This window comes from Micromonospora sp. NPDC000442 (assembly GCF_042898635.1).
Lineage (GTDB): Bacteria > Actinomycetota > Actinomycetes > Mycobacteriales > Micromonosporaceae > Micromonospora.
Genome location: NZ_JBIAYZ010000023.1, coordinates 47,674 through 74,235 on the forward strand (window position 1 = coordinate 47,674; position 26,562 = coordinate 74,235).

At 70.4% G+C, this 26,562-nt stretch carries 19 protein-coding genes; 6 read left to right on the forward strand and 13 right to left on the reverse strand.

What is annotated here, in order from left to right; all coding sequences use genetic code 11:
- Positions 1-53: 53 nt before the first annotated feature.
- Complete coding sequence (locus tag ACFY2A_RS26625; RefSeq protein WP_387175533.1) at positions 54-1,049, forward strand: ArsR/SmtB family transcription factor; 996 nt, start codon at positions 54-56, stop codon at positions 1,047-1,049.
- Here ACFY2A_RS26625 and ACFY2A_RS26630 read toward each other — a convergent pair.
- From ACFY2A_RS26630 to ACFY2A_RS26650, 5 genes are all read right to left on the reverse strand, one after another.
- Positions 1,036-3,012: a copper resistance protein CopC gene (locus ACFY2A_RS26630; protein WP_387175535.1), complete on the reverse strand. Its 1,977-nt coding sequence runs from the start codon at positions 3,010-3,012 to the stop codon at positions 1,036-1,038. The genes ACFY2A_RS26625 and ACFY2A_RS26630 overlap by 14 nt on opposite strands.
- Before the next feature lie 119 nt (positions 3,013-3,131).
- Positions 3,132-4,154, reverse strand: coding sequence for a hypothetical protein (locus tag ACFY2A_RS26635; protein WP_387175537.1), 1,023 nt, complete (start codon positions 4,152-4,154; stop codon positions 3,132-3,134).
- 89 nt (positions 4,155-4,243) lie between these two features.
- Positions 4,244-4,876 carry a hypothetical protein gene (locus ACFY2A_RS26640; protein ID WP_387175539.1) on the reverse strand — a complete coding sequence of 211 codons (633 nt, stop codon included), beginning with the start codon at positions 4,874-4,876 and terminating at the stop codon, positions 4,244-4,246.
- A gap of 36 nt (positions 4,877-4,912) precedes the next feature.
- Positions 4,913-7,255 (reverse strand): family 43 glycosylhydrolase, encoded by a 2,343-nt coding sequence (locus tag ACFY2A_RS26645; protein ID WP_387175541.1) that lies wholly within the window; start codon positions 7,253-7,255, stop codon positions 4,913-4,915.
- Between the two features lie 157 nt (positions 7,256-7,412).
- The gene (locus tag ACFY2A_RS26650) at positions 7,413-9,782 is read right to left on the reverse strand and encodes a glycoside hydrolase 43 family protein (RefSeq protein WP_387175544.1); all 2,370 of its coding nucleotides are present in this window, start codon (positions 9,780-9,782) and stop codon (positions 7,413-7,415) included.
- Positions 9,783-10,122: 340 nt separating this feature from the next.
- On the opposite strand from ACFY2A_RS26650, the gene ACFY2A_RS26655 reads away from it, so the two are divergent.
- The 4 genes from ACFY2A_RS26655 to ACFY2A_RS26670 are packed head-to-tail and all read left to right on the forward strand — an operon-like array spanning position 10,123 to position 13,321.
- The gene (locus tag ACFY2A_RS26655) at positions 10,123-10,545 is read left to right on the forward strand and encodes a molybdopterin-binding protein (protein ID WP_387175547.1); all 423 of its coding nucleotides are present in this window, start codon (positions 10,123-10,125) and stop codon (positions 10,543-10,545) included.
- On the forward strand, positions 10,542-11,327 hold the full coding sequence (gene modA, locus ACFY2A_RS26660) for a molybdate ABC transporter substrate-binding protein (RefSeq protein WP_387175549.1): 786 nt from the start codon (positions 10,542-10,544) through the stop codon (positions 11,325-11,327). Before ACFY2A_RS26655 ends, modA begins: the two co-directional genes overlap by 4 nt.
- Before the next feature lie 3 nt (positions 11,328-11,330).
- Positions 11,331-12,179, forward strand: coding sequence for an ABC transporter permease (locus ACFY2A_RS26665; RefSeq protein WP_387175551.1), 849 nt, complete (start codon positions 11,331-11,333; stop codon positions 12,177-12,179).
- Positions 12,176-13,321: an ABC transporter ATP-binding protein gene (locus ACFY2A_RS26670; protein ID WP_387175553.1), complete on the forward strand. Its 1,146-nt coding sequence runs from the start codon at positions 12,176-12,178 to the stop codon at positions 13,319-13,321. The genes ACFY2A_RS26665 and ACFY2A_RS26670 overlap by 4 nt, the downstream gene beginning before the upstream one ends.
- A 70-nt stretch (positions 13,322-13,391) precedes the next feature.
- On the opposite strand, the gene ACFY2A_RS26675 is transcribed toward ACFY2A_RS26670, so the two are convergent.
- Complete coding sequence (locus ACFY2A_RS26675) at positions 13,392-17,606, reverse strand: HEAT repeat domain-containing protein (protein WP_387175555.1); 4,215 nt, start codon at positions 17,604-17,606, stop codon at positions 13,392-13,394.
- Between the two features lie 212 nt (positions 17,607-17,818).
- On the opposite strand from ACFY2A_RS26675, the gene ACFY2A_RS26680 reads away from it, so the two are divergent.
- Positions 17,819-18,859, forward strand: coding sequence for an SCO2521 family protein (locus ACFY2A_RS26680; RefSeq protein ID WP_387175558.1), 1,041 nt, complete (start codon positions 17,819-17,821; stop codon positions 18,857-18,859).
- Here ACFY2A_RS26680 and ACFY2A_RS26685 read toward each other — a convergent pair whose 3' ends face one another.
- The 7 genes from ACFY2A_RS26685 to ACFY2A_RS26715 form a co-directional block, all read right to left on the reverse strand.
- The gene (locus ACFY2A_RS26685; protein WP_387175560.1) at positions 18,860-19,828 is read right to left on the reverse strand and encodes an SCO2522 family protein; all 969 of its coding nucleotides are present in this window, start codon (positions 19,826-19,828) and stop codon (positions 18,860-18,862) included.
- A complete protein-coding gene (locus tag ACFY2A_RS26690) occupies positions 19,828-20,757 on the reverse strand; it encodes an SCO2523 family variant P-loop protein (protein ID WP_363924740.1) in 930 nt (309 codons plus the stop codon). The genes ACFY2A_RS26685 and ACFY2A_RS26690 overlap by 1 nt, the downstream gene beginning before the upstream one ends.
- Positions 20,758-22,599 carry an SCO2524 family protein gene (locus ACFY2A_RS26695; protein ID WP_387175562.1) on the reverse strand — a complete coding sequence of 614 codons (1,842 nt, stop codon included), beginning with the start codon at positions 22,597-22,599 and terminating at the stop codon, positions 20,758-20,760.
- A gap of 205 nt (positions 22,600-22,804) precedes the next feature.
- Positions 22,805-23,599, reverse strand: a complete 795-nt coding sequence (locus ACFY2A_RS26700; RefSeq protein WP_387175564.1) for an SCO2525 family SAM-dependent methyltransferase — start codon at positions 23,597-23,599, stop codon at positions 22,805-22,807.
- Positions 23,600-23,872: 273 nt separating this feature from the next.
- The gene (locus ACFY2A_RS26705; RefSeq protein WP_387175566.1) at positions 23,873-24,382 is read right to left on the reverse strand and encodes a hypothetical protein; all 510 of its coding nucleotides are present in this window, start codon (positions 24,380-24,382) and stop codon (positions 23,873-23,875) included.
- Between the two features lie 210 nt (positions 24,383-24,592).
- Entirely contained in the window at positions 24,593-25,753 is a 1,161-nt protein-coding gene (locus ACFY2A_RS26710; RefSeq protein ID WP_387175613.1) for an NB-ARC domain-containing protein, read from the reverse strand.
- Positions 25,754-25,941: 188 nt separating this feature from the next.
- Positions 25,942-26,562, reverse strand: a complete 621-nt coding sequence (locus tag ACFY2A_RS26715) for an L-threonylcarbamoyladenylate synthase (protein WP_387175569.1) — start codon at positions 26,560-26,562, stop codon at positions 25,942-25,944.

Here is a 26,562-nt window from a genome sequence, read left to right on the forward strand (position 1 = left end):
CGATCGTCGAGGCGTCGACGCCGGCGGCGTAGAGTTACGGCTGGGGGCGAAACATGTCGCGGTGGCGGGTGCCGGTGGATCTGCTGGCGGGTAGTCGCTTCGTCATCTCACCGATGACGGACACGGTGGCGGCGCTGAAGGCACTGCACAGCCCCCGCCACCCGTGGCAACACTCCTGGCAGCGGCCGCACCTCGGGGCGTACCAGCGGATGCTGGCGCGGCGGCCGGTGCTTCCGGCGCTGCTGGCGGCGGCCTTCGCACCACGGTGGATCGCTGACTTCCTCACCCTGCCGCCGGCGACGGCGACGCCGACCTTCGCCGAGGAACTGGCCGTCGTCGCCGCCCGCTCCGACGAGCGGATCCGCGCTGACCTGCGGGTGACCCGGCCGGGACCGCTGGCCGAGGTGCTGTGCCACGACGGTCTGATCGAGCAGGTGGTGTACCTGCTCGACTGGGTCTGGAACCACACGGTGCGCCCGGAGTGGCCGGAGCGGGAACGCCGGCTGCGGGCCGACGTGGTGGCCCGTACCTCGCGGTTGAGCGCCCAGGGGTGGGCGGGGCTCCTCGCGGACCTCAACCCCGGGATGCGGTGGCTGGGCGACGGCTGGCTTCAGGTCAACGACCACCCCGCCGCGCCGCTGCCGCTCGACCGGGCCGAACAACTGGTGTTCGTCCCGGCCCACTGCGGCAAGGGCTGGGTGGTGTGGGACCAGGACCGGTTCGGCATGGTCTACCCGGCCAGCGGCATCCTCGCCGAGGTGTCCTCGCCCACGCCGGACGGGTTGGACCGGCTGATCGGCTCGAACCGCGCCGCCATCCTGGTCCGGCTGGGCACACCGCTGAGCACCTCGCACCTGGCCGCGCTCACCGGGCTGTCCCTGGGGGCGGTCGGTGACCACCTGCGGGTACTGCTCGACGCGGGCATGGTGACCAAACGGCGCTCGGGGCGGGAGGTGCTCTACTGGCACACCCCCCGCGGTGCCGCCCTGGCGGCCGGTGATCCGGTGACGGCGGACTCCCCGGTGGACGAGGACGTCAGGCCAGATTGATCGTGAACGCCGCGGTGTGCACCTTCCCGTCGACCTGGAAGTCGAAGAACGCCCGGTAGCGGCCGGTGCTGGGCGCGGTCAACCAGAACTTGACCGCACTGTCGACCAGCTCCGGTTCCGGGTGGACGTGCAGGAAACCCAGGTCTCCCTCGCGGACCACCACCAGATGCCCGTACGCGCCGAGGTAGCGCTCCAACTGCACCGGCCCGGTCGTGCCGTCGCGGTCGACCCGGAAGGTCAGCGGAACGGTCATGCCGATGGTGGGCGTGCCGGCCATGGACACCGCGTACGGACCGGTGGTCGCCTGCGGCTGCGGCGGGGGCAGCCCGGCCGGTTGGTACTTCCCCGGCACCTCGTGGTCGACGCCGAGCACCAGCGGCAACTGCCTGCCGTCACCCGTGGTGAGGGTGAAGTCGGCGTAGATGCGGTAGCCACCGGGCCGGGTGAGTTTCAGCGGCACGCTCCAGGTGCCGTCGGCCGCCATCGTCGGGTGCAGGTGCTGGTATCCGCCGAGGTCACGGCCAACCACGATCATGTGCAGCGGCTTGTCGTGCACCACCGCGAAGCGGGTCACCGGCTGCCCGTCGACCCCCACCACCCGGAACCGGTAGTCCCCGGTAGCGCCGGCCGCCTGGGAGCGCAGCACCGGCTTCAGCGTGTACCCGGCGACGCTTACCGTCGTACCGGTGGCCTGATCCTGGCCGTCGCCCGGATGCGCGTGTGGGCCGGTACCCGCCGGGTGCTGATGGCCGTCACCTGCCGCCACCGTCTGGGCCGCGTCCCGGCTGCCAACGCCCGCTGCCGCGCCGGACGGTTGCGCCACGGGGGTGGGTTCGTCGGAGGTGCCGATCCGGCCGAGCGTGAAACCGGCAAACAGCGTCAGCACGAGTCCACCGACAAGCAACGCGAGCCGGGTGTCGCCCGTGCGGTGCCACCGGCCCGTCGACGCGGAGCCGTCCGCTGGTGTCTCGGCTGCGGCGGCTTCCGCAGGTTCGGCGGTGGCGACCGGGGTGGTGGTCACCGCCCGCTGGGGCGGGGCGGCAGCCGACACCGTGGCAGCCTTCGCGCCTCGCCGGGCGGTCGGGCCTGCCACGGTGCCGCCGCGACCCGTGGCGGCGGCCGTGACGCGACGCCCCTTGGTGGGTGTGGTGCGCCTGGCGCGAGGTCGGGTGGCACCGGGCCGACGTACCGCCTTGCGACTCCGCTCGACGCGGGCCGGACGGCGCTGCCAGGCGAAGAAACCGGCGACCGCGACGACGGCAACGGCCACGGCGGCCCAGCCCAGCGGGCCGATCCCGCCGGAGTCGTCCTCGGTGGGTGGCGCGGCCGCCACCGACGGCACCGGTGCCGCCGCGGCTACGGGTGTTGGTCCGACGTCGCCCGTCACGCCGGGGACCGGCTGCGACCCGGTGTTCCCGTGCTGCTCGGCGCCGGCGAGTAGCGACGGATCCGGCTGGCCGGTGGGCGGTTGCCAGTTCGGCGGCGCGGCCGTCGGCTTCCCGGTGTACCGGAAGGTGACCGTGCCGCGCACCGGGTCACCGTCCGAGGCCACCGACAGGTAGCTCACCGAATACTCGCCGGCCGCGGGCAGGTGCGCGAGGCTCACCACCGCGGGAAAACCGGTGGTGTACTCGCGTGGTTCGAACACGCCGTCGACCAGGAAGTACTCGCGCACCGGACGATCCAGCGTGCGGGGTTCGCCGTGCGTCCAGCCGTTGTCGACCCGCCCACCTCCGGGCGCGGTGACGGTGAAGTACGCGTTCTCGCGGACCCGCTCGGTGAAGTAGAGCTGCACGGCCGTCACGGCCTCGTCGACGGTGGCGCCCTCGGCCGGTGTGGACGTCGCCAGTGTGCCGTGCGCCGAGGCGGGCGCGGCAGGCCCGAGGAGGACGACGCTGGCGGCGAGGGCCAGAGCGAGCAGACCGGCGGCCGCGCGGCCATGAGCCCGAGGGAGATGACGCATCGAATCATCCTCGCGATGACGTCTCTTCTGGCAATAGGTCGCCATCTTTTTGTTCAGATGGGAAAAGTTCTGGCCGTCGCGACCGATTCCGGGGTGGAGGTCCATTGCCATCCGCCGGATCAGTCGGCGGTGAGCACGGACTCGCGGCCCTCGGCACGGGCCTGGTCGAGCAGCCGGGCGAGCTGCCGGCGACGCCGGCGGGTGATGGTCCGCCAGCCCAGCAACAGCACGCCGAACAGTACGCCGAGGGCCAGTTGCGGCCAGGGCACCGTCCACACGGTCACGGTGGTGGTGGTCGGCCGGACCTCGGCACCGGCCGGTTCACCGGACACGACCGCCGGGGTCACCTCGACAGTGGTGGTGAGCCGTCCCAGCCCCCAGATCCCACCGACGTGGGCCTCGACCTGCCGGCCGTCGCCCGGCAACAGTTCCGGCACGTCGGTGGACGCGTTCCGGCCCGCCAGGCCGAACAGTTCGCCCACCCGCACAGTGCCGTCGCCGGTCACCGCGGCGTTGCCGTTGTTCCGCGCGGTGTACGTCAGGTGGACACCGCCGGAGGCGAAGGGATTCCACGACCTCTCGTACCTGACGGTCAGATCCTCGACCGCGACCGCGGCGGTGACCGTGCCACTGGCCCGCAGCATCACCCGAAACCCGACCCTGCTCTGCACCGCCACCGTGCCCCCGGTGCTCGTCACGGTGGCCGCGACACCGGCCGGATGATCCCCCGGCGTCGCGTCCTGCGGGACGGAGATGGTGAACGGCACCACAGTCGTCTGCTTCGCCCCGACGGTCACCGTCTCGGGCAGCGTGATCCAGGTACCACCGTCGACCGACTCCTGGCCGGAGGTCAGCATGTTGAACCGCCCCTTGTCGGTCAGGTAGCCGTCGGCGGCCTGCAACGCGAACACCACCGGCGCGTCGCCGAAGTTCCGCACCGCCAGATGCTCGGTCAGCACCACACCCGGATCCAGCGTGTGCTCGATCCACCGGCGGCCGTCCGGGCCCCGCGCGTCCGCCGGCTGCACCGCCCAGGTCACCGTCGCCCCGGTCGGCTCCGCCGACGCGGCAACCGGTGTGGTCGGCACGATGGCCGACACCGCGACCAGCACCGCTCCCCACCGCGGCAGGAATCGGATCATCACAGTCCTTCGAGGTCGGAGAGGTACGGACCCGGGGGCCGCCGAGCGGCGACCCCCGGGAGCGCGGTGGCCGCCCACCGCGCCGGCCATCACTCGAACAGGGACAGGGTCAACGTCGAGGTGTACGAACCGGCTGCGACATCGGCCGGGGTGCGCAGGAACAAATCGGCGTCGACCGAGTACGCATCCCCGGCGACCGCCCCCGAGTCGAACGTCGAGACCAGCAGTTCCTGGTCGACCAGACCAACGTTGTTCCCCGGCTGCGTCGGCTCGTCCAACACCGTGACGACCTCTTCGCCCGCACTGACCAGGCCGGTCTCACCGCCGTCGAGCAACCGCGGCTGCCAGCCCAGATGCCCGGCCCCGATCGGCGCCTGACCGGCGCTACCGACGAAATCGGTCGCGCTGCCCAGCACCGCCCACGCCGCACCCTCGGGTAGCTCGTCGGCCGTGCGGGTGTCGGTGACGGTGACCGTCGGCAGCCCGCCCACGAACTGGCGTACCAGCAACGTCGAGCCGTCCTCGGTCAACGCCACCGAGTCACCGGCGATCGACATCGCCAGCACTCCCGGCTCTTGAATCTCCTCGATGTCGACGGTGACCTCCACCTCGCCGCTGTCACCCGGCTCGGCCTGGGCCGGCGACGGCGCCACCGCCGCCCCGACCAGGAGGACGCTCGCAGCCCCCGCGGTGACCAACCGCTTGCGATTCCATGTGCTCATCCGTTGCTCCGTTGTCGTTTGTGGATGGACGGCAAGTCAGGCGCCGCAGTCGGCGGCGGGGTACTCGGCGGTACGTACGGTTGTTCCCTCGACACCGTCGGCGGTGACCCGGACGGTCGCCACCCCGGCCGGGACTGCCGGCATCCGCGCATTGAACTGCTGGTACGCGTTGGCACCGGGCGACACGGCGCTCACCGACCGCTGCCCGTACGCCGTCTCCAGCACCACGTCCACCGGCGTGTCGTGGTCGTTGCGCGCCTGCACCGCCACGTACGCGTTACCACCCACGCACCGCGCCTGGGCGCCGACCGTCACCGGCACCTCGGCTCCGGCCTCGAAGGCCCAGGTGTCCAGCTCGAAAAGGTCGACACCCTCCGGCCCGGCGTAGGTGAAGTACACGTCGTGCACGCCCGCGACACCGTCGAGTTCGGCGGTCAGTTCGGTCCACTCACCGGGGGGCGCGTCGACCGGGATGGTCGCGACCACCGGCGCGGTGACCTCACCCAGTCGGATCTGGATCGACCCGCCGCTGGCCAGTGGCCGTACCTTCGCCGTCACGCTGCGGGCACCCTCGCCGAAGTCCACCGACGACAACGCCGTCCAGTCGCCGTTGTCGATGTCGCGCACGACCAGGTTCGGTGCCGCGTCGCCGAACTGCGCGGACCCGCCGTCGACCTTGGCGGTCGCGACGCCCTTGCTCCAGCCGAAGGTCTCCGCCTCGAACACCCGGTACGGGTCGAAGTCGCGGACCTGGTCGACCCCGGCGTAGGTGCCCACCACCTGCTGGATCGTGCCATCCGCATTGAAGGTCAGCTCCTGGATGTGCGGGCTGCGGTACCCCTGGGTGGTGTTTCCGTTGATGCGCTTGTTCAGCGTCGGGGCGTGGTACGTGAAGTAGTACCTGCCTTCGAACTCGAAGACCGACTGGTGGTTGTTGCCGCCGGTGCCGGCGCCGAAGAACTGCGACTGGTTCGGGAACAGCACGCCCGCGTAGGTCTCCTTCGGCCACTCCATCGGGTCGTCGGAGATCAGGTAGCCGATCTGGCCGCCGCCGGGATAGCCGGGCAGCGGGGTCTGGTTACCACCGAAGTCGTTGCCGCCGAAGTGCGACGAGTACGACAGGTAGTACCTGCCGTCGCGCTCGAACACCTGGGCCGCCTCGAAGGCAACCGGGGCGTCCACCACCGCCGCCGTGCCCTCGGTCGACACCATGTCGTCGCCGAGCTTGATGGCCCGCAGGTTCTTCGGGTTGTTGAAGCGCTCGGCCGGCGGCATGCTTGTCGACGCCGGGCCACCACCGAAGTAGAGGTACGGCTCCCCGTCCGCATCCACGAACGGCGCCGGATCGAACTTCCAGGCCACGTCCTCCGCGCCGGGCGTACGGCCGTCGATAAGCGTGCTCGTCCGCTCGCTGGTCCACGGACCGACCGGCGACGCACCCGTGATCACGTTGCTCGAACTGCCGTTGTTGGCGTAGTAGAGGAAGAACTTCTCCTGGCCGTCGACCACCTTCTTGGCCATGCCGGGCGCCCACGAGTTGGCGGTGAAGGGTGCCACGCCGTTCGGGCCCGCGACCTGGATCTCGCCGTGGTCGGTCCAGTTGACCAGGTCCGCCGAGGAGATCACCGTGATCTGGTTGATGTCGCCGTAGTTGATGCCCGGCGAGACACCGGTGACCGGGTCGGGCGCGTAACCCTGGGTGTCATTGGTCAGGTACAGGTACACCCGGCCGTCGTGCACGAAGCCGAAGCCGTCGGCGCCGAACTTGTGCCCGATCAACGGGTTGTGCTCGCCGGGCAGCTTGCCGACCACCTCGATCGTCTTCGACGGAGCGGGCGGCGGTGCGGCACCGACCACCGACACGCCGTCCAGCTTGAAGTCCATCAGGTGCAGCTCCGGGTCCTCTGACGGGGTGCTCGTCCACGGCGTCTCGAAGAACAGCCGGGCCGTCGACACGCTCTGTCCGGCCGGGATGGTGAATGTCCCGTTGAACTGCGCCCACTGGCCCTTGGTGGCGACGACGCTGACCAGGTTGGTGTAGGTCGCCGCGCCGTAGTGCATCGTGGCGAAGAACTGCTTGGTCGCCGGCCCGTTCGGGTTCTCGTACTTGATCCGGGCTGTCAGGGCGTAGGTCTGCCCGGCCTGCACCCGGCCGCTGAGATCCTGCATCGGGCCGGACCCGGTGGTCGCCCGGTTGGTGACGAGCACGGCGCTCGACCCCGAGTGGGCGTCCGCCGTGAGCGACAGCGTGGCGCTGTCGGTCGCGTTGCCGTTGTTGACGAACCAACCGGTGAGACCGTCCTCGAACCCGCCGTTGACGACGAGATCGGTGTCGTCGGCCTGGGCCGGCGACCCGGCGACGAGCCCACTGGCCAGCATGAGCCCGACCGTGACGACAGCGGCGGCCCTACGTAACGCCGCCCTTCGCACGCGATGTGTCACTGACATCCTCCTTGATCACTGCGGTGGATCCGGGGGTTCGGTGCCGACGGCCGGCCCGTGCCGGCCAACCGTCGTGGTCGTCGGGAAGATCGGGTCAGCAGTCCGTGGCCGGGTGGTTCGCGGTACGCGCGGTGGTCACCGTCCGGCCGTCGACCGCCCCGGTGACCCGGACAGTCACGGTGCCGGCGGGCACCGCCGAGGCGCGGGTGTTGAACTGCTGGTAGGCGTGGGCACCGGGCGCGACGTCCGGCACCGGGCGCTGGCCGTACGCGGTCTCCAGCACGATGTCGACCGGCGCGTCATGGTCGTTACGGGCCTGCACGGCCACGTACGCGCTGCCACCGACGCAGCGGGCCTGCGCGCTCACGGTCACCGGCAGCTCGACCTGGTCGGCCCGGAGTACGCCGAGCCGGGCGAGTTGGTAGCTCAGCGCCCGCTCCGGTGCGTCGATCTGGTTCTGAGTGCCGAAACCGCCTTCCCGCGCCGTCCGTGCCTCGCCCAGCCGGGCGAGCATCACGGCCCAGGCGTCGGCCGGATGGTCGGCCTCGTCCAGCGACCCGGCGTGGGCGATGGCGGCGTCCAGCCGGCTGGTGTCCAGCGGCCGGCCCTGAGCCGTCAGCGTGTCGCTGAGCAGGAAGTGGTCGAAGTCGACCTGCCCGCCGGTCTGCTGCGTCGCGTAGTTGAACAGGCCGACCCGGTGCCCCATGAAGTGGGCGAGACTGCCGTCCAGCGTCTGCGGACCGACCCGGCTGCCCAGTTGGGACCACTGACGACCGTCGAGGCTGTAGTGGAAGGTCGTCCAGAGCTGGCCGGTCGGTGAGGCGAAGTCGAGGTCCGCCTTCAGGTGCACCTCGGTGGCCTCGCCCAGCGGCGTTGTGCTGCCCGGCAGGAAGTTCTCAAGCGTCGCCTGGTCCAGATCGACCGCGAACGGTTGGCCCCGGTGCACCACGCCGATGGTGTTGACGCCACCGGACCGCTTGACCGCGACGTACGAGAAACCACGGTTGTAGGCGGCCAGACCGGCGACGTCGCCGTCCTTCATCCCGGAGATGTCCATCCTGGTCTCGACCGACTGCCGTGGCCCGAACGTGCGCTGCGACAGGGTGTTGCGGGCCTCCTCGAACCAGGCGAGTTCGGCACGGTTGGCGAGCTTGGTGTAGACGTAGTCGCCGGTGACCACCTTGCCGGCGGTGAGCCGCAGCCAGCCGGCGCGGTCGGTGAGCGACCAGTACCGGTCGTCCGGGGCGTGGTTCCACTGCCACGCCAGGTCCAGCCGTGATCCGTTCGGCGCGATCTCCGCCTCGCCTCCCGGCGGTGCGGTCCACTGTTCGTCCAGGTAGGGCCGGTGCGGCGCGTCGTTGGCGAAGTCGTCGGAGACCACGATGCTCTGCTGGCGTGCGAACAGTTCCTCGGCGGGGCTGAGCCGGATCGGTTTGGCGAAGCTGCCGTCCACCGCCACGACCCCGTTGGTGCCGAAGGTCGGCCAGCCGTCGGACCAGGTGGCGGGGATGAGCGCCGGGATACGACCGATCGGGAAGGTGTCCCGGAAGAACATGCCGTACCAGTCCGTCGTCCCGCCGTCGCGCGCGATCGGGACCAGGCTGCCCTGCGCGAATCCGTTGGAGTTGAGCACGCCGCGCGCCTCGTAGGTGTTCACGCCGCCGGTCGCGGTGTAGCGACCGAGCAGTTCCCGGGAGCGGAACATGACGACCTGCCGGCCCTGGCCGGAGGGCCAGGTGATGATGACCGCGTAGTACCAGCCGTCGATGTGGTAGAACTGCGCGCCCTCGAACAACCCGCCGATGAACGGCTGACCGGCGTAGTCACCCGCGGTGAAGATGTTCGGGTAGTCGGCGGTGATCGCGGTCAGGTCGGCGTTGAGCCGTACCGCGCTGGTCCCGCCGGAGCCGTGGAAGATGTACGGCGTGCCGTCGACGTCGAAGAAGAGCGAGGGGTCGTGCAGGCCCCGGCCCAGTGCCGTGCGCTGCCACGCCCCGTTCTCGATGTCGTCCGTGCGGTAGATGTACGCGCCGCCGAGGTTGTTGGTGTTGAACACGACGTAGAAGACGCCGTCGTGGTAGCGCAGCGACGAGGCCCACTGGCCCTGCCCGTACGAGTTCTGCCCGTTGCGCAACGAGAACGAGTCGCCGACGCTCGCCCGATTGAACACGTAGTTGACGATCTCCCAGTTCACGAGGTCGTGAGACTTCATGATCGGCGCGCCCGGGCTGAGGTGCATGGTCGTGCTGATCATGTAGTAGACGTCGCGGCCCTCGTCGTTCTCGGCGGCCGGCACCCGCTCCACGCTGATGTCCGGCACGTCGGAGCGCAGCAGCGGCACGCTGTACGTGCCGTCCCCTCGGTCGGTCGAGGTGTACGACGACGCGGGTGACCACTCGTCGGCGGCGTGGGCCACGCCACCTGGCGAGACCGCGGCGGCGCAGAGGAGCACGCCGGCCGTCACGAGCGGGATCCGTCGTGGTGAGCGTGGGGCCGGAGGGCCGGCAGACACCTGCATGGCGGGGCTCCAGACGCGAGCGTTACGGGGAGCCTCCATGCTGTTAGCGTTAACATAGATCGTCAAGACCTTGGCCGAGATCGATCTGAAATATTCGTGAAACAGCACCGTGCCGGGCTCAGCATCCGGCGCTGTTTCACAAGCGCTGCGACCACCACTGACGAGCCTCCGCACCAAGCGCGCGGGGCCAAAATCGCAACTGCGGCTCTAAGACTCATACTCAGGTCGCAGATTCGAGACACTTCTTCACTTCAGGCTCGTGGATGCGTGGCGTAGGGTGAGCACCGTGACGATGTTTCGCATGGGCGAGGCGGCGGAACTGCTCGGCGTCAGCGCGGACACGGTGCGGCGCTGGGTGGATGCCGGCCGCCTCGGCGCCGCCCGCGACGAGCAGGGACATCGCGTCATCGACGGCGTCGACCTGGCCGCTTTCGTCCGAGCGCAGGCCGATGACCCGGACGACCGGGCGGACGAGTCCTCGGCACGTAACCGGCTGCGGGGCATCGTCACCGCCGTGCTCAAGGACGCCGTGATGGCCCAGGTGGACATCCAGGCCGGCCCGTTCCGGGTGGTGTCGCTGATGAGCCGCGAGGCCGTCGACGACCTGGGACTGACGGTCGGCTCGGTGGCGATCGCGGTGATCAAATCGACCACTGTCGTCGTGGAGAAACCTCCGGCCCACCCGGACAGCAGGAGGAGCGCCTCATGACAGCGCGACGGCTTGCCCTGTACGCCACCATGGCGATGGTGGGGCTGGTCGGCTGTGGTGGTGGCGACACCGCCGATCCGCGACCGCAGGGCGGTGCCGGCACCGTGACCGGTGACGTCACGGTCTTCGCCGCCGCGTCGCTCACCGAGTCGTTCACCCGGGTCCGCGCGGACTTCGAGGCGGCGAATCCCGGCGTACGAGTCACCTTCAGCTTCGCCGGCAGTTCCGCCCTCGCGAACCAGATCAACCAGGGCGCGCCGGCCGACGTGTTCGCCTCCGCCTCCCCCGCGAACATGACGACCGTCACCGGCGCCGGCAACAGCGACGGCAGCCCGAGCGTCTTCGTACGCAACCAGCTCGTGATCGCGGTACCCGACGGCAACCCGGGCGGGGTGAACGGACTGGCCGACCTGACCCAACCGGACGTCAAGGTCGCGCTCTGCGCCGAACAGGTCCCCTGTGGCGCGGCGGCGGCGAAGGCCCTGGACAGCGCCGGGGTGGAACTCACCCCGGTCACGCTGGAACAGGACGTCAAGGCGGCCCTGTCCAAGGTGCGGCTGGGCGAGATCGACGCGGCACTGGTGTACCGCACCGACGTGCGGGCCGCCGACGACGACGTGGACGGCATCGAATTTCCCGAATCGGCCGGGGCGATCAACGACTATCCGATCGTCGTGCTGAAGAACGCCCCGAACAGGCCGGCCGCCCAGGCGTTCGTCGACCATGTGCTCTCCAACCCGGGTCAGGCCGTCCTCACCGCCGCCGGATTTCAGGCCCCGTAGTCGATGTCCCGGCATGACAACCCGACCGCCGCGCCTGTCCGGTCCGCGCCACCACCACCACGAACCAGGCGCACCGGTCGGGTACCCGTGGCGTTGCTGCTGCCCGCCGCCCTCGGCCTGCTCTTCCTGGTACTTCCGCTGGCCGGTCTGCTGATCCGTACGCCGTGGAGCACCCTCCCGCAGCGACTCGCCGAGCCGGGGGTGCTCACCGCGCTGCGGCTGTCCGTGCAGGCCGCCACCCTCGCCACGCTGCTCTGCCTCGTCCTCGGGGTGCCGCTGGCCTGGCTGCTCGCCCGCGTCGACTTCCCGGGCCGCCGCCTCGTGCGGGCCCTGGTCACCGTGCCGCTGGTGCTGCCGCCGGTGGTCGGCGGCGTGGCTCTGCTGCTCGTCTTCGGCCGGCGGGGCATCCTCGGCGGCTGGCTCGACAGCACCTTCGGGTTCACTCTGCCGTTCACCACGGCCGGTGTGGTGCTCGCCGAGGCCTTCGTCGCGATGCCGTTCCTGGTGATCGCCGTCGAGGGAGCGCTGCGCGGCGCGGACGTCCGGTACGAGGAGGCGGCGGCCACCCTCGGCGCCGGCAGGTGGACCACCTTCACCCACGTCACGCTCCCGTTGGTCGCGCCGGGCATCGCGGCCGGAGCGGTGCTGTGCTGGGCTCGGGCCCTCGGCGAGTTCGGCGCCACCATCACCTTCGCCGGCAACTTCCCCGGCCGTACGCAGACCATGCCACTCGCGGTGTACCTCGCCCTCGAAACCGACCTGGAGGCGGCGATCGTGCTCAGTCTCGTCCTGCTCACCGTCTCCGTGGTGATTCTGGCCAGCCTCCGCGACCGCTGGCTCGGCAGCTCATGACCGCCGATCCGAACTCCCCCGGCGTCGATCCGGGCCCGCCGGACGATCCGTCGCCCGGTCGTGCGGTGCTCGACGCCCACCTCGTCGTGGACCGTGGCACCTTCCTACTCGACCTGCCGTTGACCATCCGCCCCGGCGAGGTCGTCGCTCTGCTCGGACCCAACGGCGCCGGCAAGACAACCGCGCTGCGTGCCCTCGCCGGCCTGCTCCCCCTCACCGGCGGGCACCTCAGCCTCGCCGGCCGCCACCTGGACCATCCCGGCCGGCGGATCTGGACCCCGACCGAGCAGCGCCCGATAGGTGTCGTCTTCCAGGACTACCTGCTCTTCCCGCACCTGACCGCGCTGGACAACATCGCGTTCGGGCCACGTCGACAAGGGCTCAACCGGCAGCGGGCCCGGCAGCGGGCAGCGGACTGGCTGAGCCGGGTCGGGCTCGCCGAGCATGCCCGGCGCAAGCCCCGACACCTGTCCGGCGGCCAGGCCCAACGGGTGGCCCTGGCTCGCGCCCTCGCCGTCGAACCAGCACTGCTGCTGCTCGACGAGCCGCTCGCCGCCCTCGACGCCCGCACCCGGCTCGACACCCGCGCCCAGCTCCAACACCACCTCACCGGCCATTCCGGCGCCACACTGCTGGTCACCCACGACCCGATCGACGCCGTCGTCCTCGCCGACCGTCTGGTCATCATCGAACACGGGCAGGTGGTGCAGGAGGGTGACGTCGCCACCGTCACCGCCCAGCCACGCACCGACTACGTCGCCCGCCTGGTCGGTCTCAACCTCTACCGGGGACACGCGGACGGGCACCGCGTCCTGCTCGCTGACGGGTTTCAACTCGTCACCGGCGACCAGCAGAACGGTGGCGTCTTCGTCGCCTTCGCACCTTCGGCTGTGGCGTTGCATCCCGGTCGTCCCGACGGCAGCCCCCGCAACACCTGGCCGGCCACCATCACCGGGATACAGCGCCACGGCGACAACCTGCGGGTGCAACTCGACGGCCCGGTCACCGTGGCTGCCGACATCACCCCGGCCGCCGCCGCCCAGCTGCAACTGGCACCCGGGCGGACGCTGTGGGCCGCCGTCAAGGCCGCCGAAACCCGGGTCTATCCGGCCGCGGCGGCACCCGCCGACGCCGAGTCGTAGCCTGACCGGTCGCGGGACACCGTCCGCGTCGTCGACAAGCGTCGTCGACCACGGCCAACCGGACCGGCGGTCACGGGAAATCGTCCGGGCTGGTGCCGGGTAGCGTCGCCAGCAGTTGGCCGGCGAGACCCCGGACCGTGGGGTTCGGCTGGCCGGCCAGCCGGACGAGCAGCGGCCTGGTCCGGGTGTCCTCGCCGTAGTGTTGGGCGAGCGCGAGCAGCGCGGTGCGGCGGATCTCCCAGTCCTCGTCGTCGACCAGCCGCATCAGCAGTTCCCGCACCCCCGTCCGGTCGGCCAGGTTGGCCGCGAGTTGCTTCGCGGCGCGGCGCCGCACCTCCAGCGCCGGATCGTCGCGCACCAGCCCCACCAGCAGCACCCGGACCTCCGGGTCGTTGCCGAAATGCTCGCCGAGCGCGGCCGCGATGCGGGCCCGGATCGCCGGATCCCGATCGGCCAGCCGGCGCATCAGCCGCAGCGTCACCGCCATGGCGGTCTCACCTTGTGCGATCAGGCAGCACACCGCCGCGTCGAAGGCCGCCGGGTCGGTGTCGGACTCGATGCACTCCAGCAGCACGTCGGTCACCACGTCCGGACCGCCGTACGCGCTGAGGGTCTCCACGGCGGCGAGTCGGATGCCGGCGTAGCTGTCCCGGCGTGCCCGCCGCGACAGTGTCTCCACCAACCCGTCGGTGCCACCGTCGCCGGCCAGCGCCTGCGCGGCCGCCCGCAGCACGTTCGGATCAGGATCCCGGCGGACCTGCTCGGCGAGGCACTCCACCACTGCCGCGTCGAGCGGCTCACCGAGGCGGGCCAGGCTGCGGGTGACGCGGAGTCGGACGATCGGATCCCGTTCCCGGGCGGCCCGGCTGATGAGCAACTCCCGAGTGGCGGGCCCGAGCAGCGGCCGGCCGGTGAGCAGGTCGACTGCGGCGAGCCGGACACCGGCGGTGGGGTCCTGGCGGGCCCGTTCCAGCAGCAGCTCGCCGGTGCGGTGATCCGGGTACGCCTCGGCCAGCGCACGAACCGCGGCGAGCCGCACCGTCGCGTCGTCGTCCGTCCGCGCCGCCTGCGCGGCAACCACCCATCCGCTGGCGTCCACCCGGTACCGGTCGGTCAACGCCGTCACCGCCGCCGCCCGCACCGACGCGTCCTCGTCCTGCTCGATCCGATCCACCAGCCGGTCCCGGCACCGCCCGTCCGGGTCGTTGACCAGCACCAGTCGCTGTACGGCGACCGCACGAACCCGCGCCGAGGCGTCCGAGCCGGCCAGTTTGAGCAGCAGCTCGGTGCCCTCCGTGCCGCCCTGCCCCGGCAGCAGCTCGCACACCAGGCAGCGCCGCACCTCGTCGTGGGAGTCACCGGTGATCCGGGACAGGGCCCGCCCATGGGCCGTCTCGCTCTGCTCGGGAACGGTGAGCAGGCAACGCAGCGCGGACTGCACCACGCCGGGGTCGGTGTCGGTGGCCAGCAGCCGATGCAGCGTCTCGGTGACGTCGGGCAGGTCGAGACAGCGTGCGGCGAGCACCGTCACGGCGGCCCGCCGCACGCCGGTGTCCCGATCCTCGGTCGCCCGCGCCAGCAGCAACCGTCGAACCTCCTCGGCCAGCTCGGCCCGGCCGCCGAGGGACTGCACGGCGAGGGCGCGGACCGCCGCGTCGGGGGAACCGGCGAGGTCGCGCAACACCTCGACCAGGTCACCGCCGGCACCGAAGTTGGCGACCAACGCACGTACCGCGGCCTGGCGCACCGCGGTCGAGCCTTCCGCCCCTGCCTGTGCGAGCAGCAGGTCCTGGTAGTGGCGGCGGCTGCGGCCGGTGGCGTCAAACCTCCCGGCGGCCTCCGCCAGGCCGGCGACCAGCGCGATCCGCGCCTGCCGCTCGCGGCCCTGCCCGAGCTCCCGGACCAGTAACTCCTCCAGCTGCTCATCGGCGGTGGACAGCACCGCCGCGCACCGGGTGGCGAAGGTGGAACCGGAGCGCCAACTGGTACGCACCCCGCGACGCCGGTACCAGTGCAGGAAGGCGGCCCGGCCGGGCCAGTGCGGCCCGAGCGCCCGGATCGAGGAGAGCAGTTCCTGCTCGGTGACCTCGACGAGGTTCGGATCGTCGGCGGAGATGCCGTGCTCGACCAGCAGCACGACCTGGCGTAGCACCGCCTCGCCGGCACCGGCCAGCCCGGCCGGCCGCGGTGCCTCCGCCACGCACTGCGCGGCCAGCACCAGGTTCCACGGTGGGCTGGGCAGGTTGAGCGGCGGCCACGGTCGGTTGACCTCGGTGGCCAGCAGGGTCACCAGGTCGTTGGCAACCTCGGCGGGCAACGCGCTGGCGACCAGCCGCAGCACCTCCCGCCAGGACGGATCTGCCCAGTTCTCGCGGAACAGCGCACGCAACTGGTCGATCCCCCAGGTGTCCGGGTCATGATCGAACCTGTCCACGATCTCCTCGGCACAGAAGAACTCCAGGAACGTACGGTGCACGAACCCGAACAGGCGCAGCCCGTACCGTTCCAGGATGAAACTGCGCTGGCGCAGTTTGTCGATCATCGAGTACGCCATGGCGTGCGCGCGTTCGTTCTCGAAACCGTAGAACTCCACCAGGTGGTCCCGGAAGATGCGGGACAGTTCGTCTGCCTCGATGTAATTACCGGCCGGTCCCGACTCCCGGCACTGCATCCAGAAGGCCAGGTGGCGCAGCAACCGCAGCTTCGCCTGCGGATCCAACGGCGGTACGTCGCCGTGGCTTTCCCGCAGTTGCTTGGTCACATCCCATTCGGAGATCAGCACATCCGTGACGTGCGCGTAGAGCCGGCGACGGTTTCGGGGCAGTGGGCGGTCCCGACCGACGATGGCCATGAGCATCAGCAGTAACGGGTTACCGGCGATCTCGTGCATCGCCCGGGACCGCCGCACCACGTCGAGGATCTGCCGCCGCTGCCGGTCCGCCTCGACCGACGGGGTCGGCACCACGTACTGATACCAGTTGCCGAGGAACCGCGCGATCCGCTCGTCGTCGAGATCCTCCAGGGTGAAGTGGTCGAATCCGGCGTTGGCGAAGGTGTGCCGGAGGTAGCCGGCCGCCCGGGAGGTGACCACCGTGCGCACCCCGGGGTACTCGTTGGCGAAGGTGGCGATCTGCGCGGCCATCTCCTCCCGTTGCGCCGGGTCGAACACCTCGTCCAGCCCGTCGAAGAGGAACAACGCCTGCCCGCCCTGCCGCAGGTACGCCTCCAGCACGTCCCGGTCGATCCCGGCCAGCCCCTGCTGGTGCCGGTGACCGACGTAGTCCAACAGGCCGTCACACCGCCCGTCCCCACGATGCGCCGCGTACGATCGCAGCTCGATCAGGACGGGAAGATACCGGTCCAGCGTCGCCAGCCGGGGTTCCTCACAGACCCCGGCCAGCGCGAGGACGAGGTAGCGTGCCGCCGCCGATTTGCCGGAACCGGGATCGCCGAGCAGCACCATGGCCCGTCGGGCCGGGTCGCAGACCACGTCGAACAGCGCCGACGCCTCCTTGGCCGCGTACTCCTCCCAGAGTCGTTCCACGTCCCTCGGGTCCACCACGCCGGGCAGCGCGCCGGCGTCACCGTCCGGCCCGGAGCCTGCCCAACGCCACCAGGCCAGCGGCATCTCCGGCCGGGCGTCCTCGTGCACCCGCGGCTCGACGAACACGTTGGACAGCCCGACGGTGAGGTAGCCGATGGTGGGCCGGGGTGCGACGGCGTCCAGGGGCACCGCCTGATACCGCAGCCGCAGTTGCTTGTGGTACTGGCTGCGGACCGCCTCCGGCAGGTGGGTGTCGGGGTCGCCGGGCTCACGCGCCGGTGACCGGCCGCTGCGCACGTCGGCCAGCGCCACGGTGACCTTCGCAGAAAGATCGTCCACGCTGGAGAAGAACGCGCACAGGTGGCGTTCCTTCAATTCGTTGCGCAACGCCACGATCTGCTGCCAGTCGCCGTTGCGGTCGATCATGTCGACCGGCCAGGGCGTGTCCTCGGCGAGTAGGAAGATCAGGCACGGCTTGCCGGCCGCGAGTGCCTCACGGTATTCCAGCTCCGTGATGGAGGACTCCTGGCCGGCCGGCCGGTAACCGTAGCGCCAGGCGAAGAGCCCGACGTAGAGATCACATCGGCGTACGTCGGTCAGGCAGCGTTCCAGGGGTGGGCGGACGTCGGCCCCGTACGCCTCCATGGCGACGTCCTCGATCTCCAGGCGACGCGCCACGGCGTGCACGGCCGCGCGGTATTCCAGCAGGTCCTTTTGGGTGGCTGAAATGTAGACCTTCATCGACGGCAAACTCCAGGGGTGGCTGGCGACCGCATTCTTCAAAATATCAGTCGTCGTCACATCCATCGGACCCGTGAAGTCCGCACCCCCGGGCACATATCGGCTTTCCCGCCACGGATGGGCCTATGATGGCCGCGGGACGGATTCGGTCCGGTCACCGGCCGCAGGCCCATGCCCGCCGGTGTCCCCCGTGGTGCCGATGCGGAGGAACGATGCTCACGGTGGGCGAGGTGCACACCAGCCTGCTACAGCACAGCACGGCGCTGGCGCAGGACCAGAGCGCCGAGGTGCTCAGCCTGGTGGAGGGCGAGGCGGTGCTGACCTCCCGGCGTCCGTCGCTGTATGCGGTCTCACCCGACGTCCGTACCGGTGTGGACTGCTGGCTGCCGAGCGCGAAGAACCGCCAGCTGCGGGGGGTGGGCGCGGTGGTCACCCGGGCTGTCATCACCGGCGGCCGGATCGTGCAGGCCTCCTCCATCATCCAGGTCGTCGCCGGGGAGCGCCGCCGGCCGTGGTCGCACTACCTGGCCAACTCGGGGGTGTTGGAGACGGTCGGCAAACTCGACGCCGACGATCTGACGAACGGTTTCCTGCACGGCAACGCCGCCGACGTGCTGAACCTGGACGCGATCACCGGCCGAGTGCTCGACAGTGTGCAGATGTCCGACCTGCTGGACCGGCGTCCACCACTGCGTGCGGCGCGCACCCGGCTGCGGTGGACAGCCCGGGTGCATCAACAGTCGGGCGAGAACGCCACGGCGGACGTCGCGGTGGACTCACCGACGCTGCGCACCGTACGTCTCACGGTGAGCGCCCAGGACGTGCCGGCGGCGGTCGCCGGCCTCTGCGAGGATCTCGCCCTGCACGACTGGCTGCTCACCATGCTCTCCGCCCTGGTGGAAGCCGCGGTGACCCGGGCCGGCTCGACGCAGGAGCACATCGAACGGCTGCGGCCGGTGCTGGAGCACCTGTTGCATCTGTGGCTGCCCGGTGCCCGGGTCGACCCACGGCTGCGGCCGATCTGGGACCGCCTGGAGCAGGTACCCGGGTTCAGCCGGCAGTGGCAGTCCTCGGTCAACTGGATCCGGGATCAGATCACCGTCGGCAACATGGCCATCCTGCGCGACCTGGCCGCCCGGGCGGCGGTCGGCCAGCCGTGCGGGCCCGGCACGCTCACCGAACCGTTCTCGACCGCCGGCAGTGGCCCGTCGGACCGCAGGATCGGTCGCGGTGCGCAGGCACCGCGCGGCTGATCACTCCCCGATGAACACGTAGCTCAGCCGGTCGACCAGTTCGTCGGGCAGCTCCAGACCCTCACTGCCGGCCCGCTTGGCGACCTGCCGCGCGACCGCCGGTGGCACCGCCACCTGCCCGAGGATGGTCCGCACGGCCAGCTCGACCGGAAGGTACCGAGTGTCCATCAGCGTCACCGTGCGGTACCCGCAGAACGGTGTGGCGTCCGGATTGAGCTGGACGATCGCGGGTAGGCGGTCCCAGTCGGTCGGCAGCGGCTCGTCGGGGGGAAGCTGGTACGGCTGGGTGATCGTCTGCCCCCGGTGCCGCAGCACACCCAGCCGGGTCATCTGCCACACCGAGGCGAGCAGCGCGCAGGCCCACACCCGACCGTCCGGCTCGTCGGACCACAGTTCGATGTCGACGAAGATGGAGTGCGGCGCGTCGCCGGACTGCAGCGGCGGGGACCACGGCAACGGCAGCGTCATCGCGGGCGCGTCGGCGTGCCCCGGCGAACGCTTGCCGTTGGACAGCCAGCCCGACTCACTCAGCGGCGGGCGGCTCCCCGTGGTGTGCCGTGGCGGCTCCACGACCAGTGTGTCCACCACCAGCCGGGCCAGTTCGACGTCGTCGTAGCGGGCGAAGCTGGACTCGCGGGCCACGTAGTCGAGCACCAGCCCGTGCTCCGCCGCGGCCTGCTGCACCTGCGGGATCACCTCGCGCGGCGTGGCGAACCGGTGGAAGTAGTCATCGATGAGGAAACACGTGCTGATCCTCGGCTGCCGGTGGGGCCGCAGCCCTCGGCGGGCCAGCGCCGGGATCGCCTGCGCCCAGTCCGCGATCCGGGCGAACTTGCGCCGCAGGTCCCGGCATCCGTCGCCGAAGTCCTCGGCGTAGACGTGCCCCAACTCCACCGACAGGTGCGAGTACGGCACGCTCTCCGTCCGACGCACCGCGGCTGCCTCCTGAAACCTGACATCCACGCTCATCACACGGTCTCCCATGCGGTCTCGTCGAAGAGCTTCTCGGTCAGCTCCACGAAGGCGTCCACGGTCCTGGCGTTGGCGATCTTGGCCTGCACGTCATTGTCCGAGATCAGCTGCTCGCGCCATTGCAGGAGCGGGTCCAGTGGTACCGCGCCGAGCAGGCTGGTCCGGCCGGTGCCGCGCCGGCGGGCCAGTTCCCCCAGCTCCGCGTCGCATCTGCGCAGGAACGCCTGCTGCGCCAGGTCGAGATGGCCCACCTCCGGCCCGCGCGAGTCGATCACCGCGGTCCGCACGAACCGCAGTGACTCTCGTAGCCGGTCCGGTTCATGGCCGTACTCCTTGCCCATGGCCAGGATCCCGCCGGCCTCGAAGGCGAGATCCGCCGCCGCCATCACGTGCTGCGGCGTCCAGCGGTGGAAGACCAGCCATCGCACGGTCACCTTGCGCAGGGTCCGGTTGGCGGTCGCCGCCAGTGCGATCTGGCTGGCGTACGACCGACCGGCGCTCAGATCCACCAGGGTCAGGTCGAACTCCTCCTCCAACCGGAGGAAGAGTTCGGCGCAGCGCCGGCCGATGTCGTCGGTGAAGCCGAACTCGCTGCCGTTGCGCTGCCCGGGCAGCAGCACCAGCGAACCCGACCCGGTCGGTCGTTGCCGCAGGCTGACCCGTTCTGAGGTGCCCCACACGTCCAACTGCTCCGGGGACGGGATCTCGCCACGCAGGTACCGGTGCAGGCCACCGCCGTTCGGGCCGGCACCCTCGATGCCGTTCGTGGCCTGGGGAATCTGGAACGTGATGCCGGCCGTCGGCGAGCCGAAGTCGTAGTCCAGGTAACAGGTGGAGCGGCCGGAGAGCGCGCTGCGGTAGGCGATGTTCGCCGCGGTCACCGAGCGTCCGGTGCCACCTTTGTGCGACGTGACGAAGACCAGCATTCAGATCCCCTCGCTGGCCTTCTGTTGGCCGGTGGTGATGTCGTTCAGCTGTAGCAGCAGAGTGTTGGCCAGCGCGGCGGCCGTGCCCGGCTGGTCGTCCACGAGCGACTGCGCGCGGCGCAGCGTCGCCCGGATGCTGCGCATGCTGCGCTGCATCGCCTCACCGGCGAAGGTGCCGCTCATCAGCTCCCGGTCGAACACGTACTCGGCCTCGTCGATGAGGTCCTGGGCGTACGTGGCGAGGTTCACGGCTCGGGGGAACTGCCGCTCCCAGAGCAGTTGACCGGCGTTGACCAGGGCCTGCACGACCCGCTCGGTCAGATACCAGGAGGGCGCCTCGGGCAGCGGAGCCAACTCGGGGAATGCACCACCGGCGTGATCCCACAGCCCTCGGTGCCGACCTTCGGGAATGCGCCGCAACAGGAGGTGTTCCCACACCTCGTCCGCGAGTTCGAGCAGCTCGCTGCGGTGCCGGGCATTGTTCAACAGGCCGGCGACGGTGGTGGCCCGCTGGAGCAGCACCGTGGAGAACTCGTTGACGTTCCACGTCATGATCGGCTTGGAGGTGGCGTCGTTCAGGGTCACCTGCTTGCCCGGGGCATGCACGACCAACGCGGCCTCGTTGGGCGAGGCACGCCGGGTGATCCGACCTCGCTGTGCCAGTTCCACCAGCACGTTCCCGATCCGCCCGAACTCCTCGTCACCGCCGCGACCACTGGCGACCAGCCCTTTCACCGCCAGCGACGTGGCCTGCAGGGTGTAGTAGTCGGTCCGGTCGCCGTCGGTGGTACGCCAGGGAATGTCCTCGATCGGCCACCGGCGCCGGTTGCCGAAGGTCGCCACCGTCGCCCAGTACCTCCGGGTCAACTCCCAGCGCAGTTGCAGGATCCGGAACAGTCGCTGCTGTTCCTCGTTGAGCAGGCCGAGCAGGCGGGTACGCTCGGAGTTGAGATCGTCGATGGCGTCCACCGCGATGACGGTGAAGTACAGGTAGGGGGCGTTCTCCGCCGAGCCCTCGCGCTGCGGGCCGATCGGCTCGGTCGTCGTCACCTCATCGGCACCGGCGATCGTCCCCCACGACCAGCCGCACTCGAAGAGCATCTCGCTGCTGTCCAGGTCCTCGGTGACCTGACCGGATCCGACCACCACGTTGCGCAGGCTAGCCATGGTGTCCCGCAACTGCGCCCGCAACGCGGCCACCACCTCACGGCGCGGCGCCTCGTCCTGGTTGACCATGTCGCAGAGTCGGATGCCGAACTCGTCGCTCGCGGCGAAGACCGAGGTGCTGAAGCTGCGGAGCAACCCGACCATGGCCGCGGTGAGCCGGATGCTGGCCATCTCCTCCAGCTTGTCCAACTGGGCGCGCAGGTCGGCCCGCTGGGTGGCGGGGCGGTAGATCTTGACGAAACCGATGGTCGCCAGGGTGAGCGTGACCGACACCGCGAACGAGTCGACCACGTCCATGGAGCGTTGCTCGTCGGTGAGGTCCGGACCACCTTCGACCGGGGTGAGGTAGCTGCCACCACCGAAGGTCGGCGCACCGCTGTCGTCGGTGTAGCGGACGAAGTACTCGGACATGATCTTGACCAGCCGGCGGGGAATCTCTATCGCGCCGCCGATCGCGCCGAGAGCCTCGATGACCTCCTCGTCGATCCGGTCCGGATCGTCGAGTGACAGCACCGGGATCTTGGTCGCCGGCAGCAGCAGGGTCAGCAGTTGCTCCGCGTCGCTGATGGAATTGGACCCGCTCCGACCGCCCCAGTCCCATTCGCCGTTGCGTAGACAGCTACGCACCGTGGCCCGCCAGATGTCGAGAATCTCCTGGCGCGGCTGCATCCGCATGGTCCACCACCGTCTGCTGTAGTCGTCGAAACGGAGTTGCTGATGTTGCCTGGCCAACGATGATCCACGATGACGTGCACCCATCATCGTATCGCTGCCGGAGCGTGACCTGAACGGCCGTGCGTACCGATGTGCCGGCGAAATCAGCCGGCCCAAGCGTCCAGGTGAGAGCGATGCGGATGTCCGGGGCGGACAATGCGCGAGGTCAGCCGCGGCTACGTCCGGTGACCAGCAGCATGCCCAGATATCCGTCGCGCAGCGACGGCGTGGGGCGCACCTCGTGCATGTCCACGTCGTACGCACCGGCCGCGAAGCTCGCCACCACCTCCGCGCGGTGCAGTCGCACGGCCGGAAACCAGTGCTGTCCGACGCGGTAGCCGTTCGAGCCCAGCATGAACGCCGCGGCGAACGGCGAACCGGGATGCAGCGCCCCCAGGAACCGGCCGATCGCGCGCTCCGCCTCGGCCCGCTCAGCCGAGATCGAGCAGGCCACGAAGAACATGGTGCCCGCGCCCCAGGCCCGTCTGGGCAGATCGAATACGCTCAGCTGCGACACCCGACCCACCCGGGCCAGGTGGCTGCGGGGGTCGGTCAGCGCCGCGTACGCCGAGTGCTCCGCACACACCTGCCAGTACGCGTCCCAGCAGTCGTCATAGCCGCTGATCTGGTTACGCAACCAACGCACATTCGCCGTGGAATATTCACAGAGTTCGACACTGCGCGCGAATGGCAGAAGCGACAGTGCCGGGTAGAGGTTTGCGCCGGAGCCGACGTCGACACAGTGTGCGCCGGCAATCTTCGCGCCCGCGAAAAAGTCTCTGATCCGACAGAGGATTTCGCGATCATCATCCCGCAGGACCGAGTAGTTGTGCTGGACGTAGGCACCCGGATCGAAGCCGTCCCACTCGACCTCGGAATTGACCGTTCCCGGGGACTCAACTCGTGGCGGCGAGGTCGACGGCCCACTACAACCTGCACCAGCCGCCGGAATCAATGCCATGGAGATGCCTCCATTGAAGTCGGCAGATCACTGTGGTCGTTGCCCCGACGCACGCAGCCCGTCGCCCATTATGCATCGGATGCGATACCGATTCGCAAGTGTCGACGTTCACGCGACTCGATCAACGGGGTCGGTATCGTGCCGTCGCCGACGATGATTGATCGCTGTCGACCACAACCGTTCCGGCGGCCGGGGTGGACCGCGATCAGCCGGCGCCCCCGATCAGCCGCCGGGCCAGATCGGCGGACGTACGCGACCGGCCGATGGATGCGATCAGCCGCCGGCGCCCTCGGCCGAGCCGTCCGGGCCGAGCGCGCCCTCCACCTCGCCCACGTCGAGGTGTACGTGCTGGTGCCCCTGCCCGGCGTCGATGTTGACCTGGTCGAGCTGGGTCGCGGCGACCGACCACGTGGTGACGGCGAGGGTCGCCTGCCGCGCGGCCAACTGCATCCGCTCCGCGCGCCCGGTGGTCGGACCGGCCAGCGCGAGAGCGACGGAGTCGACCGCGACGGCCGCCTGGTCGACGGCGCTACGCAGACCTCCACGGGCGACGTTGGTGGCGGTCATGCCCGATGGCGGGTCGGCGAACTGGGCAATCAGCCGCCGCATGGTCTGCTGCCACTTGTCGACCTGGGCCCGCTCGGGCACGCGCCCCGCCTCGGCGTCCTGCCGGACGGCTCGGATGATCGGCGCGAGTTCCTCGCCCGTCCGGTGCGCCATCTCGGTGAGTTCGACGATCTGCTGCGCGTCCCGCTCGGCGTCGGCCTGGCGCATCTTCGCCACGCTCGCCTCCGTCGGGTCCGGTCGACCGACCGCGTGCCCGACCAGCCCGCCGGCCGGGGCCGCCACCAGAACCGCAGCCGCGGCGGTGGCGACGATCCACGTCCTCTTCCGGTGCTGCCGCGCGGGCGGGGCAGCAAGGTAGGAGGGCCTTCCGGTTCGACGGGACATGACACCCCTCGCATCGACGGCTGTTGCCTGGGAGCGTAGCCCTTACCTCAAGCAACGTCGATAGTTTGCGAACCGCAGACCGAACTTTCGCCGGGAACAACGAAAGCCGATCGACCTACCCCTCGGCTCGTCCAGCCGGTCGGCGTGGTCGGTCACCGTCCACCCGGGCCGCGACCCCATCTGACCGACGACCACGCTCAGCGCCAACGGCAGGTGTCCGCAGCGCAACGCGACCCGCCGGTGGGCCGACGGATCGCTGCCCACCGCCACGCCCGGGTTCGACCGGACCAGCAGCCGCTCCGCCTCCTCCGGGGTGAACAGGTCGAGGTCGAGATGCACCGCCTCGTCGAGGTCGGCGAGCCGGCGCCGGGAGGTGATCAGCGTCAGGGTGCCGGCCGACCGTGCCAGGAGCGGACGTACCTGCTCCGCACCGGCCGCATTGTCGAGCACGATCAGCACCCGCCGGCCCGCGAGCCGATCTTCGAACGCCGTCGCGCGCTCCGCCAGACCGAACGGGATCTCGTGGCCGGACATGCCCAGCAGGCGCAGGAAGCCGTCCAGCACCGCGCCCGGCTCGGCCGGTGGCTGCCCCGGATCCGGATGGTAGCCACGCAGGTCGACGAAGAGCGTCGTATCGAAGTGCCCCTCGTCGACAAGCGACTGGCCGGCGTGTACCGCGAGGTGGGTCTTGCCGACCCCGGCCATCCCGGCGAGCACGCAGATCTCCGCGCCGCGCCCGGCCCGGCCGGGGGCAGCCGGACCGGGCTCTGCGGTCAGCGCGGCCAGCTCCCTGAGCCGGGTCAGCTCCGCCTGACGGCCCGTGAAGGCCCCCGCATCGTCGGGCAACCGGTCGAGTACCCGCACCTGAGCGGCCGCGGTCGTCTCGGCGAGACTCACCCGCAGTGCCTGTCGCCAGTGCGCGAGGTAACCCGTCTCGTCGTGCAACGCCTGCACCACGGCGAGCATCAGGTCGGCGTTGATCCGCCGCCGCCCGGTCTTGAAGCAGTCCACGACGGTGCCTCTGCGGGCCATCTCGTCGACGGGACGACCGTCGGACCGCCATCGCTCGTTGACCCGCCGGGTGATCGTCTCGTACGAGGGATCACCGGCCCAGAGCTTGAGTGCGCGCAGGCAACCGATCAGTTCGTCAAGGCTGTGGGCCGTGCCCGGGTCGGGTGGCCCGTTGGACACGGCAGCCTTCATGACACCCACGAGTTGTGACGATAACAATCGATCCCACACCACCTCGTACGGAATCGTTTGGACTTCGCCGGCGGCCGAGACGGGCGTGTTGGGATCAGGCGGGGTGACGGCCGCCACGGGGTACGGGGGCGTGGCGGCCAGCAATCGTCCGGCCACCGTCGACGCAGCCGGGCGGACCCGCCGGAACATCAGGCGAAGCGGGTCGGATCACCGGCACCGACCCGGACGATCTCGGGCTCACCGTCGGAGAAGTCGACCACCGTGGTCGGTTCGGTACCGCAGTCACCCGCGTCGACCACCGCGTCGACGGCATGGTCGAGGCGTTCCTTGATCTCCCAGCCCTGGGTCATCGGCTCCTCGTCATCGGGCAGCAGCAGGGTGCTCGACAGCAACGGCTCGCCGAGCGCGTCGAGCAGCGCGCGGGTGACCGGATGCGCGGGGATGCGCACCCCGACGGTCTTCTTACGGGGGTGCCAGAGCCGCCGGGGCACCTCCTTCGTGGCGGGCAGGATGAAGGTGTAGCGGCCGGGGGTGGCCGCCTTCACCGCTCGGAACACCGCGTTGTCCAGCTGCACGAACTGCCCGAGCTGCGCGAAGTCGCGACACACCAACGTGAAGTGGTGGCCGCTGTCGAGGTGGCGGATCTCCCGGATCCGGTCCATGCCGTCCTTGTTGCCCAGCCGGCAGCCCAGGGCGAAGCAGGAATCCGTGGGGTAGGCGATCAACCCGTCCCCGCGGATGATCTCGATCACCTGACCGATGGTGCGCGGTTGCGGGTTGTCCGGGTGCACGTCGAAGTACCTCGCCAT

What these genes read in the sequence shown, in the direction of transcription:
- ACFY2A_RS26625 (WP_387175533.1), top strand. Translation starts at nt 54, where the DNA reads ATGTCGCGGTGGCGGGTGCCGGTGGATCTGCTGGCGGGTAGTCGCTTC.
- ACFY2A_RS26630 (WP_387175535.1), bottom strand. Translation starts at nt 3,012, where the DNA reads ATGCGTCATCTCCCTCGGGCTCATGGCCGCGCGGCCGCCGGTCTGCTC.
- ACFY2A_RS26635 (WP_387175537.1), bottom strand. Translation starts at nt 4,154, where the DNA reads ATGATCCGATTCCTGCCGCGGTGGGGAGCGGTGCTGGTCGCGGTGTCG.
- ACFY2A_RS26640 (WP_387175539.1), bottom strand. Translation starts at nt 4,876, where the DNA reads ATGAGCACATGGAATCGCAAGCGGTTGGTCACCGCGGGGGCTGCGAGC.
- ACFY2A_RS26645 (WP_387175541.1), bottom strand. Translation starts at nt 7,255, where the DNA reads ATGCTGGCCAGTGGGCTCGTCGCCGGGTCGCCGGCCCAGGCCGACGAC.
- modA (WP_387175549.1), top strand. Translation starts at nt 10,542, where the DNA reads ATGACAGCGCGACGGCTTGCCCTGTACGCCACCATGGCGATGGTGGGG.
- ACFY2A_RS26665 (WP_387175551.1), top strand. Translation starts at nt 11,331, where the DNA reads ATGTCCCGGCATGACAACCCGACCGCCGCGCCTGTCCGGTCCGCGCCA.
- ACFY2A_RS26670 (WP_387175553.1), top strand. Translation starts at nt 12,176, where the DNA reads ATGACCGCCGATCCGAACTCCCCCGGCGTCGATCCGGGCCCGCCGGAC.
- ACFY2A_RS26675 (WP_387175555.1), bottom strand. Translation starts at nt 17,606, where the DNA reads ATGAAGGTCTACATTTCAGCCACCCAAAAGGACCTGCTGGAATACCGC.
- ACFY2A_RS26680 (WP_387175558.1), top strand. Translation starts at nt 17,819, where the DNA reads ATGCTCACGGTGGGCGAGGTGCACACCAGCCTGCTACAGCACAGCACG.
- ACFY2A_RS26685 (WP_387175560.1), bottom strand. Translation starts at nt 19,828, where the DNA reads ATGAGCGTGGATGTCAGGTTTCAGGAGGCAGCCGCGGTGCGTCGGACG.
- ACFY2A_RS26690 (WP_363924740.1), bottom strand. Translation starts at nt 20,757, where the DNA reads ATGCTGGTCTTCGTCACGTCGCACAAAGGTGGCACCGGACGCTCGGTG.
- ACFY2A_RS26695 (WP_387175562.1), bottom strand. Translation starts at nt 22,599, where the DNA reads ATGCGGATGCAGCCGCGCCAGGAGATTCTCGACATCTGGCGGGCCACG.
- ACFY2A_RS26700 (WP_387175564.1), bottom strand. Translation starts at nt 23,599, where the DNA reads ATGGCATTGATTCCGGCGGCTGGTGCAGGTTGTAGTGGGCCGTCGACC.
- ACFY2A_RS26710 (WP_387175613.1), bottom strand. Translation starts at nt 25,753, where the DNA reads ATGAAGGCTGCCGTGTCCAACGGGCCACCCGACCCGGGCACGGCCCAC.
- ACFY2A_RS26715 (WP_387175569.1), bottom strand. Translation starts at nt 26,562, where the DNA reads ATGGCGAGGTACTTCGACGTGCACCCGGACAACCCGCAACCGCGCACC.